This is a genomic window from Pseudomonas sp. SORGH_AS_0199, from assembly GCF_031453735.1.
In the GTDB taxonomy this organism is placed as follows: domain Bacteria; phylum Pseudomonadota; class Gammaproteobacteria; order Pseudomonadales; family Pseudomonadaceae; genus Chryseomonas; species Chryseomonas aestiva.
On sequence record NZ_JAVJAE010000001.1, the window covers coordinates 4,250,233 to 4,268,986 of the forward strand.

Here is an 18,754-nt window from a genome sequence, read left to right on the forward strand (position 1 = left end):
GGTGCTGGTCCTGCTGCTGAGCGTCCTGGCGCTGGCGGTGGTGGCGAGTCTGGGCATAGGCGCACGGTCGCTGTCGGCGGCGCAGATCCTGCACCTGCTGGTTGCGCCCGATGACTCCACCGAGGCCGTGGTGCTCTGGGAGCTGCGTCTGCCGCGTACCCTGCTCGGGCTGCTGGTGGGCGCCGCCCTAGGCCTGGCCGGCGCCCTGATGCAGGCGTTGACGCGCAATCCCCTGGCCGACCCCGGACTGCTGGGCATCAATGCCGGAGCGGCCTTCGCCGTGGTGGCCGGGTTGTCGCTGGCAGGGCTTGACGACGCCCCGACGCGCCTGGCCTGCGCCCTGCTGGGGGCAGGCCTGGCCGCCGGCCTGGTCTATCTGCTCGGTGGCAGCGCTCCGGCCCGTGGCCAGCCGCTGCGACTGATCCTGGCCGGCATCGCCCTCAGCGCCAGCCTCAACGCCTGCACCGGCATCATCACCCTGTTCGACAGCGCGGTGTTCGACAGCTACCGCTTCTGGGCGGTGGGCGCCCTGAGCGGCCAGACGCCGGGTGGCGCCCTCGGCATCCTGCCGCTGCTGCTGATCGGCCTGCTGCTGGGCCTGCCCCTGGGGAGCCGTCTCAATGCCCTGGCCCTGGGCGACGACCTCGGTCGCGCCCTCGGCGCCCGCCCCGGACAACTGCGGCTGCTCGCCTTCGTCGCCATCGTGCTGCTGTGCGGCGCCGCCACTGCGGTGGCCGGACCCATCGGCTTTCTCGGCCTGGTAGTGCCCCACGCCCTGCGCCTGCTGGTGGGCGCCGACTGGCGCTGGATCCTGGCACTGGCCCCGCTGGCCGGGGCCAATCTGCTGTTGCTGGCCGACACCCTGGGCCGCCGCGTGGCCCTGCCGGGCGAGCTGGAGGCGGGAATCGTCTGCGCCCTGCTCGGCACCCCGGTGCTGCTCGCGCTGATCATCCGTTCCACCCGGCGGGTGCGCCCTTGAGTCGTCATCGCTTCGCCCCCCGCCGCTCGGCGCGCTTCAAGGCCTGCCTGTTGCTGCTCCTGCTGGCGGCCATCGGCATCTGCGCCCTGACCCTCAGCGGCGGTGCCTTCGCCCCGGCGCCGCACCGGGTGGCGGCCACCTTGCTCGGTCGGGGCGACGCCCTGGCCAGTCTGATCCTGCTGGAGCTGCGCCTGCCGCGACTGCTGGCGGCCTTTGGCGTCGGCGCGGCCCTGGGTGCCAGTGGCGCCATCTTCCAGCGGCTGGCGCGCAATCCCCTGGCCAGTCCGGATCTGGTGGGCTTCACCGTCGGCTCGGCCAGCGGTGCGCTGATCACCCTGCTCTGGCTGCAACTGGGCGGCGCGGCGCTGATGCTGGGCGCCCTCAGCGGCGGGCTGCTGGCCGCGGTACTGGTCGCTGGCCTGGCGGCTCTGGCGGGTATCCGTGGCGAGCGGATGATCCTGCTGGGCATCGCCGTCAGCGCCCTGCTCGCTTCGCTCAACGAATACCTGCTGACCCGCGCCGAGCTGGATGAAGCCCAGGAGGCCCGGCTCTGGCTGTTCGGCAGCCTCGACATGCTGACCTGGAGTCGCACCCTGACCCTGCTCGCCGGTTGCCTGCTGCTCCTACCGCTGGCCGCCTGGCTGGCGCGGCGGCTGCGCCTGCTGGAGCTGGGCGACGACCTGGCCCGCGCCCTGGGCCTGGCCGTGCTGCCCAGCCAGAATCTGCTGCTGGCGGTCGCCGTGGCCCTCGCCGCCCTGGCCATCGCCACCGCCGGCCCCATCGGCTTCGTCGCCCTGGCGGCGCCCCAGCTGGCCCGCCGCCTGACCCGCAGCGCCGATCTCGGCATCCTCGCCCCCGCCCTGCTCGGCGCCTGCCTCACCGCCCTGGCCGACCTGCTGGCCCAGCGGCTGCTGGCGCCCTTCCAGATTCCGGTCGGGCTGCTGACCGGCGCCCTGGGCGGCCTCTATCTGATCTTCCTGCTGAGCCGCGAATGGCGGCGGACCCCATGAGCCAAGACGCCCCCTCCAGTCGCCTCGCCGCCCACCGCCTCACCGTGGGCTACGGCGGCCAGCCGATCTGCGCCGACCTCGATGTGCGCCTGCCCGATGGCCGCTTCACCGTCATCATCGGCCCCAACGGCTGCGGCAAGTCGACCCTGCTGCGCAGCCTGGCGCGGCTGATCCGCCCCAGCGCCGGCGAGGTGCGCCTGGACGGCCGGCTGATCCAGGACCTGCCGACCCGCGAGGTGGCCCGCCGTATCGGCCTGCTGCCGCAGAGCGCGGTGGCGCCGGACGACATCCTGGTCAGCGACCTGGTGGCCCGCGGGCGCCATCCCCATCGCCAGGCCTTCGCCGGCTGGACGGAGGCCGACGAGCGCGCGGTGCAGCACGCCCTGGAAGCTACCAATACCCTGGCACTGGCCGAGCGCGCGGTGGACAGCCTTTCCGGCGGCCAGCGCCAGCGGGTGTGGATCGCCCTGGCGCTGGCCCAGGAGACCCCGCTGCTGCTGCTCGACGAGCCCACCACCTTTCTCGACATCGCCCACCAGGTGGAGCTTATGGAGCTGCTCTGCCGGCTCAATCGGGAGGGTGGCCGCACCCTGGTGGCGGTACTGCACGACCTCAACCAGGCCTGTCGCTACGCCGACCACATCATCGCCCTGCGCGCCGGCCGCATCCTCGCCGAAGGGCCACCCGCGGAGATCATCACCCCCGAGCTGATCGAGGCGCTGTACGGCCTCAGGTGCGCGGTGATCGAGAATCCCCTGGCGGGCACGCCGCTGGTGATTCCCTATTAGCCGCAGGCCCCGGAAAACGCTGCGCGGTTTTCCAGGCTACCGCTAGGGTGGACAAGGGCGCCGCCTCGTCCACCGTTGCACCCCATCTTGTCGGACGACCCCGCAGGTGCTCCACTGGCGATCCAGAACAACAACGGAGCCCGCCATGCATATCGTCATCCCGGACGACTACCAGCACGTCGTCGAAACCCTGGATTGCTACCCCCTGCTCCAGCGCGCCGGGCATCAGGTGACGCTCTATCACGACGCCGAGCGTGATCCCAAGGTGCTGGTGGAGCGCTTCCGCGATGCCGATGCCCTGGTGCTGACCCGCGAGCGCACCCGTATCGACGCCGAGCTGCTGGCGCATCTGCCACGCCTCAAATTGATCAGCCAGACCGGCAAGGCCACCGCCCACCTCGATGTGGCCGCCTGCACCCACCGGGGAATAGCCGTCTGCGAAGGCAGTGGTTCGCCGGTCTCCACCGCCGAGCTGACCTGGACGCTGATCCTCATGGCCCGGCGCAAGCTCAAGCCGGCCATCGACGCCCTCTATGCCGGACGCTGGCAGGTCAACCTGGGCGAACGGCTGGATGGGCAGCTCCTCGGCATCTGGGGCTACGGCAAGATCGGCCAGCGCCTGGCGCGCTACGGGCAGGCCTTCGGCATGCCGGTGCTGGTCTGGGGCAGCGAGGCCTCGCGCGCCCGCGCCGAAGCCGACGGCCATCGCGCGGCGCCCAGTCAGGCGGCCTTCTTCGCCGAGGCCGATGTCATCAGTCTGCACCTCAGGTACAGCGAGCGCAGCCGCGGCTGCGTACGCGCCGAGGACCTGGCGCGGATGAAGAAGAGCGCCCTGCTGGTCAACACCGCCCGCGCCGGCCTGATCGAACCCGGCGCCCTGCTCACGGCGCTGGAACGGGGGCATCCCGGCCAGGCGGCGCTGGATGTCTTCGAGCAGGAGCCGGTGGCGCCGGACGATCCCCTGCTCGCCCATCCCCAGGTGCTCTGCACCCCGCACCTGGGGTACGTGGAAAAGCACAGCTACGAACTCTATTTCGGCGAGGCCTTCGCCAACCTGGTGGGCTTCTTCGCCGGCGAACCGACGGGGCTGGCCAATCCGGAGGTGTTGGGGCGGTAGGCTTGGGGGCGCGTGGATAAGGCTGCGCCGTTATCCACTCTACGCAGCGCTCTGTTGGGCGCAGCGAGGCCTGACAACTGCACCCTCACCCCAGCCCTCTCCCAGAAAGAGAGGGGGAAAAGCGGTGTACACCTCGCAGGTTGGGTTGAGCGCAGCGAAGCCCACCATTGTCCAGGCTTGAGCGCTGTTGGGTTTCGACGATGAAGCCGTCTCAACCCAACCTACGACAACCGCTCCCTTATCGCAGCGGCGAAGGCGGCGGGGGCTTCCTGGGGGATGTTGTGGCCGCAGCCGGGTAGCACCTCGTAGCGGAAGGGTCCGCTGAAGTGCTGCGCCACCCTGGCCTCCCCCTGCACCGTGGTGACGCCATCGTCGGCACCGGCCAATACCGTGGTGGGCACGGGGATGGGTGGCTGCGCCGCCAGCCGGCGCTCGGTCTCGGCATAGGCCGGAGCGTCCGGGGCCAGGCCGTAGCGGTGGCGATAGGAGTGGATCACGGTGTCGACGAAGTCGGGATTGTCGAAGGCCGCAGCGGTAAGCGCATAGGTGGCATCGCTGAAGCGCCAGCTGGGTGACCACAGCGACCAGAGCAGTCGACAGAAGTCGCGGCGATGTTCCGCCAGGCCGGCGCGCCCTCGTTCACCGTGGAAATAGTACTGGTACCAATAGCGCAGCTCCGCCGCCGGCTCGGCCGGCTGGGTCGCCGCGGCGGCGATGTCCTGGATCGGATAGCCGTCGCCCAGCACCAGCCCCGCGACCCGTTCGGGCCAGAGGGCGGCGACGATGCCGGCGGCGCGGCCACCCCAGTCGTAACCGGCCAGGGTCGCCCGCTCCAGGCCCAGGGCATCGAGCAGCGCCAGGACGTCATGGGCCAGGGCCGCCTGCTGGCCGGAGCGCGGGGTATCGGCGCTCAGGTAGCGGGTGGCGCCGTAGCCACGCAGAAAGGGGACATAGACCCGGCAGCCAGCGGCGGCCAGTTCATCGGCCACCTCGGCGTAGGCGTGGATGTCGTAGGGAAAGCCATGCAGCAGCAGGACCGGCGCGCCGCCGTCCGGTCCCTGGACCTGATAGGCCACGTCCAAGACGCCGGCCTGGATGGAGGTGAGCATCAGAGTTCTCCGCAAAGGGTGTTGTAGAGCGGAGAGGTGGGTGGGCCTGGGAGTTCCCAAGGTGGCCACTTCGCGTGGAAAACGCTGCGCGGTTTTCCACCCTACCGGGCTACGGCGTCTGAGAGCATCGCGGCCATGGGGCGCTCCTACAGCGAAGGGTGACTCCGTAGGAGCGGCCCATGGCCGCGATCGACATGACCATGACAGGTCCGCTACCCCGCCAGATACCGCCCGATCAGGGTCACGCCCGAGACCAGCACCAGCCAGGTCACCAGGCGGGTGAAGCGTTCGCGGGACAGGCGGCGTTGCAGGTGGCGGCCGATCCAGCCGCCGAGCAGCATGGCGGGCAGCAGGCAGACCGCGAGGAGCAGCAGGCGGCCGTCGCTGTAGGCGCCGGCGATCAGCAGCAGGACGATGCGGATGGAGGCGCTGCAGCCGATGAGAAAACTCTGGGTGCCGCGGATGGCGTTCTTGTCTTCCAAGCGACCGTTGAGATAGAGCGCATAGAGAAAGCCGCCGCTGCCGAACAGGGCGCCACAGAGGCCCCCAACCCCGCCCGCCGGGATCGACCAGGCTGGCGCCAGCTGGCGAAAGCCCTTGGGGGTGAGCAGGCTGTAGGTGGAATAGACGACCACGAAGAGGCCCAGCCAGAGCATCAGCAGCCGGGCATCGGTGCGCATCAGCAGGTAGGTGCCCAGGGCCGCGCCGAGCAGCAGCATCGGCAGCAGCCGTCCGAGTTCGCGGCCGGCGATGGCGCGGCGATCCGGCAGCCAGTTGTGGAAGGAGGCGAGGAAATCCAGCATCACAAGCAAGGGCACGATGCGCGACAGGGGCATCCAGCTGGTGAGCAAGGGACCGGCGACCAGGGCGCTGCCAAAGCCGGCGACGCCAAAGATCAGATAGGCCAGGACCACGATGGCTTCGATGAACAGCCAGTCGATGGGGCTGAAGGCGGGAATCAGGGCAGCGAGGGTTTCGAGCATGGGGCGCATCCTGCGACAGAAAGCTCATTCTGCGCCCCGGAAACAGCCGGTGAAAACCGCCGGCTGCCCGCGTTCACGGCAACCGGCGATCCAGAGCGCCTCAGGGAATCAGGCGCTGGGCCCGCAGCCGGGTGAAGAGGTCGAGAAAGCTCGCCCGGGTGTCGCGATAGCCGAAGAAGCCCAGGTCACGACTCTTGGTCATGTCGTTGAGGCACTCGATCTCGCGGCCCAGGTCGGCGTCGCTGTGCCACCAGGAGGCCAGCTTGTCGACGTCGGCTTCCACCAGGTCGTGCTCCTCGGCGAGCTTGCGCCACTGCGCCGGCGCCACGTCCTTCAGCCGCGCTTCCAGCGGCATGGGCTGCTCGGGATAGGGTGCCGGCTCCAGGTCGAAGCAGGCGGCGATCTCGCCCCACAGCCAGCGCCAGCGAAAGACGTCGCCGTTGACGGTGTTGAACGCCTGGTTGCGCGCGGCCGGCGCCAGGGCGGCCCATTCCAGCTGCTCGGCGAGCAGACCGGCGTCGGTGACGTCGGTGATGCCGTCCCACTGGGTACGGGAACCGGGGAAGACGAAGGGCTGGCCAGTGGCCTTGCACAGGGAGGCATAGACCGCCAGGGTCAGGCCCATGTTCATGGCGTTGGTGCCCTTGGCCTGGCCGATCATGCTGTGGGAGCGGTGCACGCTCCAGCCGAAGCCGTGCCGCTCGGCGGCGGCGAAGAGGATGTCTTCCAGGGTGTAGTAGAAGTTGGCGCCGGCCTGGCGCGGCTCGCTTTCACGGAAAGGCGTCTCGGCCTTGCCACTGCCGTATTCCTCGAAGGAACCCAGGTAGTGCTTGGTACCGGTGACCAGCGCCAGGTGCTGCAGCGGCGCGCCGTCCAGGGCCTGGCAGAGGTTGTCCATCATGGCGCCATTGGCCTCGACGTTTTCCTTCTCGGTGGCACGCCGGGTCCAGGTGCAGAAGAACACATGGCTGATCGGCAGACCGGCCAGGGCCTGGCGGGTGGACGCGGCGTCGAGCAGGTCGGCGGCGACCGGGATGACGCCTTCCTGCGCCACCGGCTTGCGTGCCAGACCGTAGACGGTCCAGCCTGAGGCGACCAGGGTGTTGGCCAGGTTGTAGCCGGAAATGCCGGTCACGCCGACGATGAGAGCGGTGCCCTTGCGCATGAAACCTCCAGATAGGGGTGAGAGACGGCCTGCGACGGTCGCAGGCGCTGTAGATAAGGGAGTGCCTTGTCTCAGGGTTGATTCCAGCCTATTGGAGAATTAACGGCGTATCCTGGGTATAAATTCCTGTTTAACAGGAATCAGATTCCGCAATCGGGAGCCAGCCTTGTATTCCTCCGAACGCCTCAAGGGCCTCGACGTCTTCGTCACCGTGGCCGACCTCGGCAGCTTCACCGCGGCCGGCGAGCGCCTCAATCTCACCGGCTCGGCCATCGGCAAGAGCGTGGCCCGCCTGGAAAGCCGCCTGGGCGTGCGGCTGTTCCAGCGCACCACCCGCCGCCTGACCCTGACCGAGGCCGGCGCCAGTTTCTATCGCACCTGCACCGGGGTGCTGGCCGAGCTGGAACAGGCCGAGCTGGGGCTGACCGCTCAGGAGGGCGAGCCCCATGGCCGGGTGCGCATCGACCTGCCCGCCTCCTATGGCCGCCTGCATGTGCTGCCACTGATCCTGGAGCTGCTGCATCGCTATCCGCTGTTGCAACCGGATCTGTCGCTGTCGGATCGCTTCGTCGATCCGGTCCACGAGGGCATCGACATCCTGGTGCGCATCGGCGGCTCCGACGCCTGGCCGGCCAGCCTGGGGCATCGGTTCCTCGGCACCCAGCGCCAGGTCTTCTGCGCCGCTCCGGCCTATCTCGCCCAGCATGGCCGACCCCGGACCCCGGCGGAGCTGGTCGATCACCAGTGCATCGGCTTTCGCCAGGCCGACGGCCTGATCAGCCCCTGGCAGTTGCGCGGCGAGCAGCCGGGCGACAGCGAACGCTGGGTGTTCCAGCCGCGCCTGGTGGTGGGTGATGGCGAAGGCGAGGTGCTGGCCGCCCTGGCCGGGCATGGCATCGCCCAGCTGCCGACCTGGCTGATCGCCGAGCACCTGGCCACTGGCGCCCTGGTCGATGTGCTGCCCGAGCATGCCGTCGACGGCTCGCCGATCAACCTGGTATGGCCGCGCAGTCGCGAGACCCTGCCCCGGGTCCGGCTGCTGCTCGACCACCTGGCCACGCGCCTGTTGCCTACCGTGGCGCCGCGGATGTCCCGCTAGGCACGACCGGTCGACGGCTGCGGCGCACCAGCCCGTGCGCTACGGGAACATCGTCCCAGACACCCCGGTCGTAAAACCTCGTACCCCTGCCTGACCCGAGTTCCATCGATGGGCGGCATGACGAATATCGAGACGATCGATTGGCGCCGCCGTGCCTGGCTGCGCAGGATCGATGGTTTGCTAGCTGGCCAGGCCCGCCTGGCCGCCCCTGTTCCACCACCTAGATGAGGTATCTCATGAGCCAAGCCCAAGGCTACGCTGCCCAGTCCGCCGACCAGCCCCTGGCGCCCTACTCCTTCGAGCGGCGCGAACCCGGCGCCCACGACGTGCAGATCGACATCCTCTTCTGCGGCGTCTGCCATTCGGACCTGCACACCGCACGCAACGAGTGGAACAACACCCTCTTCCCCTCCGTGCCCGGCCACGAGATCGTCGGCAAGGTGACGGCGGTCGGTGCCCACGTGAAGAACTTCAAGGTCGGCGACAGCGTCGGCGTCGGCTGCATGGTCGACAGCTGCCAGCACTGCGCCCCCTGTGATGCCGGCGAAGAATCCTATTGCGAGAACGGCTTCACCGGCACCTACAACGGCAACCTCTACGGCGGCAGCGAGAACACCCAGGGCGGCTACTCCGACCACATCGTGGTCAACGAGAAGTTCGTGCTCAAGGTGAGCCACACCGAGAACCTGGCCGCCGTGGCGCCGCTGCTGTGCGCCGGCATCACCACCTATTCGCCGCTGGCCCACTGGAAGGTCGGTCCGGGCAAGAAGGTCGGCATCGTCGGCCTGGGTGGCCTGGGCCACATGGGCGTGAAGATCGCCCATGCCATGGGTGCCCACGTGGTGCTCTTCACCACCAGCGCCAACAAGAAGGACGACGCCCTGCGCCTGGGCGCCGACGAGGTGGTGGTGTCGAAGAACGAAGACGAGATGGCCGCCCACGCGAACAGCTTCGACTTCATCCTCAACACCGTGGCCGCGCCGCACAACCTGGACGCCTTCCTCACCCTGCTCAAGTGGGACGGCACCATGACCCTGGTCGGCGTACCCGCCGAGCCGCACCCGGCGCCCAGCGTGTTCAACCTGGTGATGAAGCGCCGCCAGCTGGCCGGTTCGCTCATCGGTGGCATCCGCGAGACCCAGGAGATGCTGGACTTCTGCGCCAAGCACGGCATCGTCTCGGATATCGAGCAGATCGCCATCCAGGACATCAACGAAGCCTATGAGCGCATGCTCAAGAGCGATGTGAAGTACCGCTTCGTGATCGACATGCAAAGCCTCAAGCAGGGCCAGACCGCGGCCTGATCCCGCGCTCCGCTCCGCCGTCAACGCCCGCGCCCGTCGCGGGCGTTGTCATTTCCGGTAACGCATTTTTGGCGTGCCCTGCGGTCCTAGCGATGACGACAATCACGAGGCGGCCGCCATGCAGTGGGACAAGGGACAACGTAGCGACAACGTGCAACAGGCCAGCGGTGGACGCGGCATGAAGATCGGCGGCGGCCTCGGGCTGGGTGGCGTGGCCCTGGTGGTGGTGTTCGGCCTGCTCAGCGGCCAGAGTCCGACGCAGATCCTCGGCAACCTGATCAGCCTCAGCGGCCAGAGCGCGCCGAGCCAGCAGGAGACCACCGCGCCGGCCGACAATCGCCAGGTGGACTTCGTCCGCGTGGTGCTGGGCGAGACCGAAAACACCTGGACGCGCATCTTCCAGGCCCATGGCGAGCAGTATCAGCCGCCCAAGCTGGTGCTGTTCAACGGCCAGGTGCAGTCCGGTTGCGGTGGCGCCACCGCGGCCAGCGGTCCCTTCTATTGCCCGGTCGACAGCAAGGTCTACCTGGACCTCACCTTCTTCCAGGAACTGCAGCAGCGCTTCGGCGCCGATGGCGATTTCGCCCGTGCCTACGTGATCGCCCACGAGGTCGGCCACCATGTGCAGAACCTCACCGGCACCACCAGCAAGATGGAAGCGGCGCGCCGTCGCGGCATTCCCACCGAGGGTGCCACCGGATTGTCGGTGCGCCTGGAATTGCAAGCCGACTGCTATGCCGGGGTCTGGGCCAACGATGCCCAGAAGCGGCTGAACTGGCTGGAGCCGGGTGACCTGGAGAAGGCGCTGAACGCCGCCAACGCCATTGGCGACGACCGCCTGCAACGCCAGTCCCAGGGCCGCGTGGTACCGGATTCCTTCACCCATGGCAGCTCCGCGCAACGGGTCAAGTGGTTCCGCGCGGGCTTCGACAGTGGCAAGGTGGAGAGCTGCGACACCTTCGCCGCCAAGACGCTCTGACCTCTACCGGGAGCCCTCGATGCGTCGCCTGCTCGCGCTGTGCCTGGCCCTGGCCTGGGGCTCCGCCCTGGCGGCGCCTCGTGAGGGGGTCGCCCGCATCGTCAGCGACCGGCTACCGATCGGCCAGGCGCAGGCTACCCTGCAGCTGTCGGCGGACTGGAGCCAGCCCCATCCGGAAATCCGCCGCGCCCTGGTGATCGTGCATGGCCGTCTGCGCAATGCCGCGACCTATTTCCGTTCCGGCGAGACGGCCACGGCGGCGGCCGGCGCCGCGGCGGACACCCTGGTGATCGCCCCACAGTTCCTCAACGAAACGGATGTCCAGCGGCATCAGCTGCCGGACACCCTGCTGCGCTGGCAGGGCAATGCCTGGATGGGTGGCGAACCCGCCCTGGGTCCGCAGCCGCTGAGCAGCTTCGCCGTGTTCGACGCCCTGCTCGCACGGCTGGCGGAGCGCCGGTTGCTGCCCAATCTGCAGGAGGTGGTGATCGCCGGGCATTCCGGCGGTGGCCAGGTGGTGCAGCGCTATGCCGTGCTCGGTCAGGGCGAGCGCGCCCTCGCCGCCCGCGGCATCCGCCTGAAATACGTGGTGGCCAATCCGTCGTCCTATGCCTATTTCGATGCCCGCCGTCCGGATGCCCAGGGCCAGCCCGGGCCCTTCGCCGACGCCGCCAGCTGCCCGGATTTCGACACCTGGAAATACGGCATGCAGGGCCTGCCGGCCTATGCCGAAGGACGCCCGGCGGCGAGCCTGGAGCAGCACTATGCGGGACTCGACCTCACCTATCTGCTGGGCGCCGAGGACACCAATCCCAACCATCCGGCGCTGGACAAGGGCTGCGCCGCCGAGGCCCAGGGTCCCTATCGCCTGGCCCGCGGGCTGAATTACTACCGTTACCTGCAAGGCCGTCATCCGGGGCTGCGCCAGCGGCTAGTCGAGGTCCCCGGCGTCGGCCACAACGGCGACGCCATCTTCACCTCGCCCGCCGGACGCCGGGCGCTGTTCGGCGCCGACGACTAGCCTCAGCGCTCCAGGGCCGCAGGCGCGTCCAGCAGCTCCTGCACCTGGGCGACCAGGGCCTCCAGGGTGAAGGGTTTGCCCAGCAGCGCCATGCGCTCGCCGACCAGGGGCACGGGCGGTTCGTTGCCCGCCGCATAACCGGTGATGAAGAGAATCGGCAGGTGGGGTCTGAGGGTACGGCCCGCCCCGGCCAGCAAGCGGCCGTTCAACCCCGGCAATCCGACATCGGTGATCAGCAGGTCGAAGCCCTCGCCTTCGCGCAGCGCCGCCAGCGCCGCTTCGGCATCGACGGCGTCGCGATAGCGCCAGCCGAGGTCGACGCACAGCTGCGCCAGCAACTGGCGAATGACCGCATCGTCTTCCACCAGCAGCACCCGCACATCGGGCAGCGCACGGGCGGTCGGGGCGCTGGCCATGGCAAGGGACGCCTGGACGGCCAGGGCCGGATGGCGCGGCAGCAGCAGCCTCACCTGGCAGCCCTGCCCCGGCGCGCTGGTCACGCTGACCTGGCCACGGGACTGGCGGACGAAGCCATAGATCATGGACAGCCCCAGGCCCGAGCCCTGGCCCACCGGCTTGGTGGTGAAGAAGGGCTCGAAGACCCGTTCCAGCACCGCTGGCGTCATGCCCACGCCATCGTCGCCCACCTCGATCAGCAGGTAGTCGCCCGCCGGCAGCGCCGGATCGGCGTCGGACTGCACCCAGTTGCGTGCGCGGATGGTCAGGTTACCCCCCGCCGGCATGGCATCGCGGCTGTTGATGGCCAGGTTGAGCAGGGCATTTTCCAGCTGGTGCGGATCGGCATCGACCAGCCAGAGTTCGGCGTCCAGTTCGAGCTGGCAGCGGATCTGCGGCCCCAGGCTGTGCCGCAGCAACTCCTGGAAATCGCCGATCAGCCGGGTGACATCCACCGCCTGGGGATTGAGCGTCTGGCGGCGGGAAAAGGCCAGCAACCGATGGGTCAGACTGGCGCCTCGGCCCACCGACTGGGTGGCGGTATCGAGCAGACTGCAGACCCCGTTCAGCGCCTCCGGCGCCAGGCGGCGGCGCATGAGATCCAGGCTGGCCTGGATGCCGGCCAGCAGGTTGTTGAAGTCATGGGCGATGCCGCCAGTGAGCTGACCCACGGCTTCCATCTTCTGCGCCTGGCGCAGCAGCTCCTCGGCCTGGGCGCGATTCTGCATCTCTTCGCGCAGCTGGCGATTACGCTCCTCCAGTTCGGCGGTTCGTGCCCGCACCTGGAGCTCCAGGGTGGCGCGTTCGCGGCGCAGGGCTTCCTCGGCCTCGCGGCGGTCATCGATGTCTTCGCTGGTGCCATACCAGCGGATCACGGCGCCCGCTTCATCGCGCCGCGGATAGGCACGGGTGCGCAGCCAGCAGTGGCTGCCATCCGCCACCCGTACCCGGTGCTCCCGGTCGTAGGCCTGACCGGCGCTGCGCGCGGCGTCCCAGGCCTGCCGGGTCGTCCGGCGGTCGTCCGGATGCAGCAGCGCCCAGAAGCTCTCGGCTTCCAGTACCGGCTGGCCGGTCAGCTGCTGCCAGCGCGGCGAGAAAACCATGCGCCGACCACCGGGATCGCAGGTCCAGGTGTATTGGGGATTGAGTTCCACCAGGTGCCGATAGTGGTCTTCACTCTCGCGCAGCAGCAGATCCGCCTGATGGCGCTCGATGGCCAGGGCGGCGGTCTCGGTGACCAGGCGGAAGGCGTCGCGCTCGGCGGCCAGGGGGCGTCGCGGCTCGAGGAAATAGTTGGCGAAGGTGCCCAGCAACCGACCATCCAGGGCCAGCAGCGGCATCGACCAGCAGGCGCGCAGGCCATAGCGCAGCGCCAGGTCGCGAGCGCCAGCCCATAGCGGATCGCAGGCGATATCCTCGACATAGACGGCTTCGCGGCGGTAGGCGGCGGTGCCACAGGAGCCCGCCAGCGGGCCGATCTCCAGGCGACCGAGATCGCGGCTGTAGGCGTCCGGCAGACTCGGCGCGATGCCGTCCTGCAGATAGCGACCATCCTCGCTGAGCAACAAAATGCAGGCATGCAGGCGGACCTGGGCCAGGGCCTCCACCCGCTGCAGCAGCGCGTGCAGCACCTGGGTCAGGGGCAGCCCGGTGGCAAGGCTTTCCAGCGTCTGCCGCTCGTACTGGCGCAGATCGCCGGAGAACGGCTGATCGCTCGAAAGCGTGTGGAGGCTCATACGGCTGGCACGACCTGGACCCGAAGTCGGCATCTTAGCCAGCGACCCGGTAAACAACAGACTATTTACGCCTAACGGGCAGATTTCCAGCGTCAGAGCGCCGCCAGGATCTCCGCGCAGGTGTCGAAGCGCTGGTCACGCGCCGCCGGCCAGGGATCGCCCGGCTGATTGACCTGCAGGGTGTGGCAGCCCACGGCCCGTCCGCACTCCAGGTCGTAGCGGTGATCGCCGACCATCACCAGCCGGGCCGGCGCCACCTGCCAGAGGTCGGCCAGCCGCAGCAGGCCACCCGGATCGGGCTTGGGCGCCGCCTCGTCGCGCCCCAGCACGGCTGGCGGATCGAAGCAGTCCTCCAGGCCGATGGCGGCAAGGGTCAGCAGCGCCAGATCCCGGGCATTGCGGGTGAGGATGCCCAGCGGGCGACCCTCTTCGTGCAGGCGACGGATCAGGGCCACCGCACCCGGTGCCGGGCGGGCGGCGACGGCCAGTTCGCGTTCGTGCTCGAACAGCCAGGCGTGCTTGGCCTCGCGCTCGGTGGCCGGCAGCTCGGCCAGGTGGTGGAGGATGTCGGCCTGCTCGGGAATGCCCAGGTGCCGGCGAATGGCGGCGAAGTCGTGTACCGCCAGGGTCAGGGTGCCGTCCAGGTCGAACACCCAGTGGCTGAGGTGACGCAGTGTCATGCAGGGATCCTTTGGCGAGAGGTGACCTTCGGGCACTCCGGGGGAACCCCGGTCATGCGTGCTCCGTCTGGTGGAGACAACCTTCCGCAGGAGTCTACCCATGACGACGACCGTTCGGGCGCTACTTTTCGATGTCTTCGGCACCGTGGTGGACTGGCGCGGCAGCCTGGTCGAGGGCCTGCAGGGGCTGTCGGCCAAGCATGGCGTCCGGGGCGACTGGGAGCGGCTGGCCGATGCCTGGCGCGCCGAAGCCTACGAGGCCATCCTGCCGCAGATCGCCGCGCGCAGCCTGCCCTGGCTGCCCCTCGACGAGGTCCATCGCCTGGCGCTGGACGAATTGCTGCCACGCCATGGGCTGGTCGGCCTGACCACCGCCGAGGTGGCCTGGATCAATCGCCTCTGGCACCAGCTGACCCCCTGGCCCGATGCCGTGCCGGGTCTCGCGCGGCTGCGCCAGGGCTATCCGGTCTGCGCCCTCTCCAATGGCAACGTCAGCCTGCTGCTGGACATGGCCCGTCATGCCGGACTGCCCTGGGACATGCTGTTTGGCGCCGACCTCTTCCAGCGCTACAAACCGGCCGCTGAGGTCTACCTGGGTGCCTGCGCCCTGCTCGACCTGCAACCGGAACAGGTGATGCTCTGCGCCGCCCACAACGGCGACCTGCAGGCGGCCAAGGAGCTTGGGCTGGCCACCGCCTTCATCCAGCGCCCCCGGGAAAAGGGCCCGGCCGGTGGCGAGGTGTCCAGCGGCGGCTGGGATCTGGAAGCCAGTGATCTCCAGGATCTCGCCGACCAGCTGGGCCTACCGGTGCTCGCGGGCGATCAACCTGACCCCGACGATTGAGCGCGGCCCGGGCGCTTCGGTATCCTGCCGGATACTTTTCGCCAGGGCATCGCCATGAGTTTTCTCGACAAGCTGCGCAAGAAACGTGAACGCCAGGCCCTGGCCGCCCTGCCCCGCCTGCATCAGCGCACGGCGCGCCTGCGCCGCGAGTTGCCCGACTACGAGATCGGCGCCGGCACCTATGGTGCGCCAAAGGTGTTCGATCTCAAGGAAGGCGCCACCCTGCGCCTGGGTCGCTACACCTCCATCGCCGAGGGCGTGCGCATCCTCCTCGGCGGCCTGCACCGGCTGGACTGGGTGACCACCTATCCCTTCCCCGCCTTCGTCGACGATCTGGCCCATATCAGGGACTACGGCGGCACCCGCGGCGACGTGGTGATCGGCAGTGACTGCTGGATCTGCACCGATGCGCTGATCCTCTCCGGCGTCACCATCGGCCATGGCGCCGTGGTGGCCGCCGGTGCCGTGGTCACCCGCGACGTACCGCCCTATGCGGTGGTGGGCGGCAATCCGGCGCGCTTCATCAAGGGGCGCTTTGCCGAGGCCACCTGCCAGGCGCTGCTCGACATCGCCTGGTGGGACTGGCCCGAAGCCGAGATCCTGGCTGCCGGCGAACACCTGTGCAGCGCCGATATCGACGGCTTCATCGCCTACGCCCGAGCGCGCCACCCGGCGCCCTGAATCCGGCGCCCGGAACTCGGGACGCCTTCCAGGGCTCACCTTCATTAGTCAATCTTTTGAAGGTTTTCCATGGAAGCACTCGATCTGCTGCAATGGCCGGCGATGGCCATCACCCTGCTCGCCGCCTGGCTGGTGGCCTCCCAGCGCCAGGGCCGGCGCAACCTCGGCTTCTGGGTGTTCCTGCTGAGCAACGGCCTGTGGATCGCCTGGGGCCTGCAGGCCGATGCCTATGCCCTGATCGTGCTGCAGCTGGGCCTGGCGGCGATGAATCTGCGCGGGGTGCGCCGCAACGCCGGCGAGGCGTCGGCCGCGGCGGTCGCGGAGGCTTCGGGCAGGGCATAATGACCGGCCCTGCGTCAGACGGCCCCGCCCCATGCAGTACAGCGTCACCCCCATCGGCCACGTCCGCTCCTGCTTCAAGGAGAAATTCGCCATTCCCCGGCAACCCGCGCTAGCCCCGGCCGCCCGTGGCGTGCTGGAACTGCTGCCGCCCTTCGACCGGCCCGAGGCGGTGGAGGGCCTGGCAGGCGTCAGCCATGTCTGGCTGCTGTTCCTCTTCCACCAGGCGCTGGAAAGCCAGCCGCGCCTGCGGGTGCGGCCACCGCGCCTGGGGGGCAATCGCTACCTGGGCGTCTTCGCCACCCGCGCCACCCACAGGCCCAACGGCATCGGCCAGTCGGTAGTCCGCCTCGACGGCCTGGAACCGGGGCGGCTGCTGCTCTCGGGGATCGATCTGCTCGACGGCACCCCGGTGCTGGACATCAAGCCCTATGTCCCCTACGCCGACAGCCCGCCGGGCGCCCACAACGCCATCGCCGAGGCGCCGCCGCCAGCCCTGGCGGTGGGCTGGGCGGATGCGGCGCGGGTGCAGGCCGAGGCCCATGGCCAGCGCCTGGGCGAGCCCCTGGCCGAGCTGATCGAGCAGTGCCTGGCCCAGGACCCCCGGCCGGCCTACCAGGTGCCAGCGCCCGAGCGCCGCTACGGGGTGCGCCTCTGGGATGTGGAGGTGCACTGGCACTATCCGACCGCGCACCAGATCCGGGTGCTGGACGTGACCGCGGCGTCCTGACGCCGCCCGGTTTGCATTCCGGCGGCCAAGGCCCCAACAATGACATTGCCGGATCGCATGAGGCGATCCGCACCCGGCTACGGCCGCCGTTCGGCCGTATCACCGATAGGGAAGCATCTATGGCTCCAAGCAGACAGGTCATCAACGCTCAGGTCAGCCCCAAGGGCAGCCTGGAGACCCTTTCCCAGCGCGAGGTCCAGCAGCTCAGCGCCGCCGGCTCGGGCAACCTCTACCAGCTCTTTCGCCAGTGCGCCCTGGCCATCCTCAACACCGGCGCCCACAGCGACAACGCCAAGACCATCCTCGAGGCCTACCAGGACTTCGAGATCCGCATCCATCAGCAGGACCGCGGCGTACGCCTGGAACTGATCAACGCCCCGGCCGACGCCTTCGTCGACGGCGAGATGATCGCCAGCACCCGCGAGATGCTGTTCAGCGCCCTGCGCGACATCGTCTACACCGAGAGCGAACAGAGCAGCCTGCGCATCGATCTGGAAAGCTCCGAAGGCATCACCGACTACGTCTTCCACCTGCTGCGCAACGCCCGCACCCTGCGCGCGGGCGTCGAGCCGAAGATGGTGGTGTGCTGGGGTGGTCACTCCATCAGCACCGAGGAATACAAGTACACCAAGAAGGTCGGTCACGAACTCGGCCTGCGCAGCCTGGACATCTGCACCGGCTGCGGCCCGGGCGTGATGAAGGGGCCGATGAAGGGCGCCACCATCGCCCACGCCAAGCAGCGCCTGCAGGGCGGTCGCTACCTGGGCCTTACCGAGCCGGGCATCATCGCCGCCGAGGCGCCCAATCCCATCGTCAACGAACTGGTGATCCTGCCCGACATCGAGAAGCGCCTGGAGGCCTTCGTCCGCGCGGGTCACGGCATCATCATCTTCCCGGGCGGCGCCGGCACGGCGGAGGAGTTCCTCTACCTGCTGGGCATCCTCATGCACCCGGACAACCAGGACATCCCCTTCCCGGTGGTGCTCACCGGGCCGCAGAGCGCCGCGCCCTACCTGGAGCAGCTGCACGCCTTTATCGGCGCCACCCTGGGCGAAGCCGCCCAGCGCCACTACCAGATCGTGGTCAACGATCCGGTCGAGGTGGCCCGGCAGATGGCCCAGGGCCTCAAGGCGGTCAAGCAATTCCGTCGCGAGCGCCACGACGCCTTCCACTTCAACTGGCTGCTCCGTATCGAGGAAAGCTTCCAGCGCCCCTTCGATCCCACCCACGCGAACATGGCCGCGCTGCAGCTGACCCATGCCGTGCCGCCCCATGAGCTGGCCGCCAACCTGCGCCGCGCCTTTTCCGGCATTGTTGCCGGCAACGTCAAGGCCAAGGGCATCCAGCTGATCGAGGAGCGCGGGCCCTACGAGATCCATGGCGATCCCGACATCATGCGTCCGCTGGATCGGCTGTTGCAGGCCTTCGTCGAGCAGCACCGCATGAAGCTGCCGGGTGGCGCGGCCTACGAGCCCTGCTACCGCGTGGTCAGCTGAATCCTTTCACGTCGACTCTTTCTGGCCGGTTTCCCGCTTCCATGACCGTTCGTCAGCACCCTGTTCGACGAACGGTCATTATGCTAGCCAGGTGATATCAAAAAGTCCCTAGCTAGCTATCCAGAGCGCTTCGCTGACCTGCGTCTTCTGGGTGGCGAAGTGACTTTTCCGCTCCAAAAACACCTCGCGCGCTAACTGCATGACGCTGGCCTCAAGCCCCTCTTCACCACGCCGATAG

General features: G+C 68.9%; 18 protein-coding genes. 13 read left to right on the forward strand and 5 right to left on the reverse strand.

Going from position 1 to position 18,754, the window contains the following annotated elements; all coding sequences use genetic code 11:
- The first annotated feature begins 1 nt into the window (after position 1).
- The 4 genes from QE444_RS19905 (at position 2) to QE444_RS19920 (ending at position 3,894) form a co-directional block, all read left to right on the forward strand.
- Positions 2-979 (forward strand): FecCD family ABC transporter permease, encoded by a 978-nt coding sequence (locus QE444_RS19905; protein WP_405046485.1) that lies wholly within the window; start codon positions 2-4, stop codon positions 977-979.
- Positions 976-1,989 (forward strand): iron chelate uptake ABC transporter family permease subunit, encoded by a 1,014-nt coding sequence (locus QE444_RS19910; protein WP_309741231.1) that lies wholly within the window; start codon positions 976-978, stop codon positions 1,987-1,989. The genes QE444_RS19905 and QE444_RS19910 overlap by 4 nt, the downstream gene beginning before the upstream one ends.
- Complete coding sequence (locus QE444_RS19915) at positions 1,971-2,777, forward strand: ABC transporter ATP-binding protein (RefSeq protein WP_187980062.1); 807 nt, start codon at positions 1,971-1,973, stop codon at positions 2,775-2,777. Before QE444_RS19910 ends, QE444_RS19915 begins: the two co-directional genes overlap by 19 nt.
- A 145-nt stretch (positions 2,778-2,922) precedes the next feature.
- Positions 2,923-3,894 carry a D-2-hydroxyacid dehydrogenase family protein gene (locus tag QE444_RS19920; RefSeq protein ID WP_309741235.1) on the forward strand — a complete coding sequence of 324 codons (972 nt, stop codon included), beginning with the start codon at positions 2,923-2,925 and terminating at the stop codon, positions 3,892-3,894.
- 221 nt (positions 3,895-4,115) lie between these two features.
- On the opposite strand, the gene QE444_RS19925 is transcribed toward QE444_RS19920, so the two are convergent.
- The 3 genes from QE444_RS19925 to QE444_RS19935 all read right to left on the reverse strand — a co-directional run bounded on the left by QE444_RS19925 (position 4,116) and on the right by QE444_RS19935 (position 7,151).
- Positions 4,116-5,003, reverse strand: coding sequence for an alpha/beta hydrolase (locus QE444_RS19925; protein WP_309741238.1), 888 nt, complete (start codon positions 5,001-5,003; stop codon positions 4,116-4,118).
- A 212-nt stretch (positions 5,004-5,215) separates the two neighbouring features.
- Positions 5,216-5,986, reverse strand: coding sequence for a sulfite exporter TauE/SafE family protein (locus QE444_RS19930; RefSeq protein ID WP_133863164.1), 771 nt, complete (start codon positions 5,984-5,986; stop codon positions 5,216-5,218).
- Positions 5,987-6,086: 100 nt separating this feature from the next.
- Positions 6,087-7,151 carry an SDR family oxidoreductase gene (locus QE444_RS19935; protein WP_309741242.1) on the reverse strand — a complete coding sequence of 355 codons (1,065 nt, stop codon included), beginning with the start codon at positions 7,149-7,151 and terminating at the stop codon, positions 6,087-6,089.
- A gap of 166 nt (positions 7,152-7,317) precedes the next feature.
- Between QE444_RS19935 and QE444_RS19940 the strand changes: the two genes are divergently transcribed.
- From QE444_RS19940 to QE444_RS19955, 4 genes are all read left to right on the forward strand, one after another.
- Positions 7,318-8,250, forward strand: a complete 933-nt coding sequence (locus QE444_RS19940; RefSeq protein WP_309741245.1) for a LysR family transcriptional regulator — start codon at positions 7,318-7,320, stop codon at positions 8,248-8,250.
- Positions 8,251-8,486: 236 nt separating this feature from the next.
- The gene (locus tag QE444_RS19945) at positions 8,487-9,554 is read left to right on the forward strand and encodes an NAD(P)-dependent alcohol dehydrogenase (RefSeq protein ID WP_133863167.1); all 1,068 of its coding nucleotides are present in this window, start codon (positions 8,487-8,489) and stop codon (positions 9,552-9,554) included.
- Between the two features lie 118 nt (positions 9,555-9,672).
- Positions 9,673-10,533 (forward strand): neutral zinc metallopeptidase, encoded by an 861-nt coding sequence (locus QE444_RS19950; protein ID WP_133863168.1) that lies wholly within the window; start codon positions 9,673-9,675, stop codon positions 10,531-10,533.
- A 19-nt stretch (positions 10,534-10,552) separates the two neighbouring features.
- Positions 10,553-11,554 carry an alpha/beta hydrolase gene (locus tag QE444_RS19955; protein ID WP_309741249.1) on the forward strand — a complete coding sequence of 334 codons (1,002 nt, stop codon included), beginning with the start codon at positions 10,553-10,555 and terminating at the stop codon, positions 11,552-11,554.
- A gap of 2 nt (positions 11,555-11,556) precedes the next feature.
- Here the strand turns inward: QE444_RS19955 and QE444_RS19960 are convergent, their stop codons facing one another.
- The gene (locus QE444_RS19960) at positions 11,557-13,746 is read right to left on the reverse strand and encodes an ATP-binding protein (RefSeq protein WP_309741251.1); all 2,190 of its coding nucleotides are present in this window, start codon (positions 13,744-13,746) and stop codon (positions 11,557-11,559) included.
- A gap of 92 nt (positions 13,747-13,838) precedes the next feature.
- Positions 13,839-14,426, reverse strand: coding sequence for an HAD family hydrolase (locus QE444_RS19965; RefSeq protein WP_133863171.1), 588 nt, complete (start codon positions 14,424-14,426; stop codon positions 13,839-13,841).
- Between the two features lie 100 nt (positions 14,427-14,526).
- Here QE444_RS19965 and QE444_RS19970 point away from each other — a divergent pair, with 100 nt between their 5' ends.
- The 5 genes from QE444_RS19970 (at position 14,527) to ppnN (ending at position 18,516) form a co-directional block, all read left to right on the forward strand.
- Positions 14,527-15,270 carry a haloacid dehalogenase type II gene (locus QE444_RS19970; RefSeq protein ID WP_280305930.1) on the forward strand — a complete coding sequence of 248 codons (744 nt, stop codon included), beginning with the start codon at positions 14,527-14,529 and terminating at the stop codon, positions 15,268-15,270.
- A gap of 54 nt (positions 15,271-15,324) precedes the next feature.
- On the forward strand, positions 15,325-15,951 hold the full coding sequence (locus QE444_RS19975) for a CatB-related O-acetyltransferase (protein WP_309741256.1): 627 nt from the start codon (positions 15,325-15,327) through the stop codon (positions 15,949-15,951).
- A gap of 69 nt (positions 15,952-16,020) precedes the next feature.
- Positions 16,021-16,293 carry a hypothetical protein gene (locus QE444_RS19980; protein WP_309741258.1) on the forward strand — a complete coding sequence of 91 codons (273 nt, stop codon included), beginning with the start codon at positions 16,021-16,023 and terminating at the stop codon, positions 16,291-16,293.
- Positions 16,294-16,324: 31 nt separating this feature from the next.
- A complete protein-coding gene (tsaA, locus tag QE444_RS19985) occupies positions 16,325-17,020 on the forward strand; it encodes a tRNA (N6-threonylcarbamoyladenosine(37)-N6)-methyltransferase TrmO (protein WP_133863175.1) in 696 nt (231 codons plus the stop codon).
- A 119-nt stretch (positions 17,021-17,139) separates the two neighbouring features.
- Complete coding sequence (gene ppnN, locus QE444_RS19990) at positions 17,140-18,516, forward strand: nucleotide 5'-monophosphate nucleosidase PpnN (RefSeq protein ID WP_280305924.1); 1,377 nt, start codon at positions 17,140-17,142, stop codon at positions 18,514-18,516.
- Positions 18,517-18,754 lie beyond the last annotated feature (238 nt).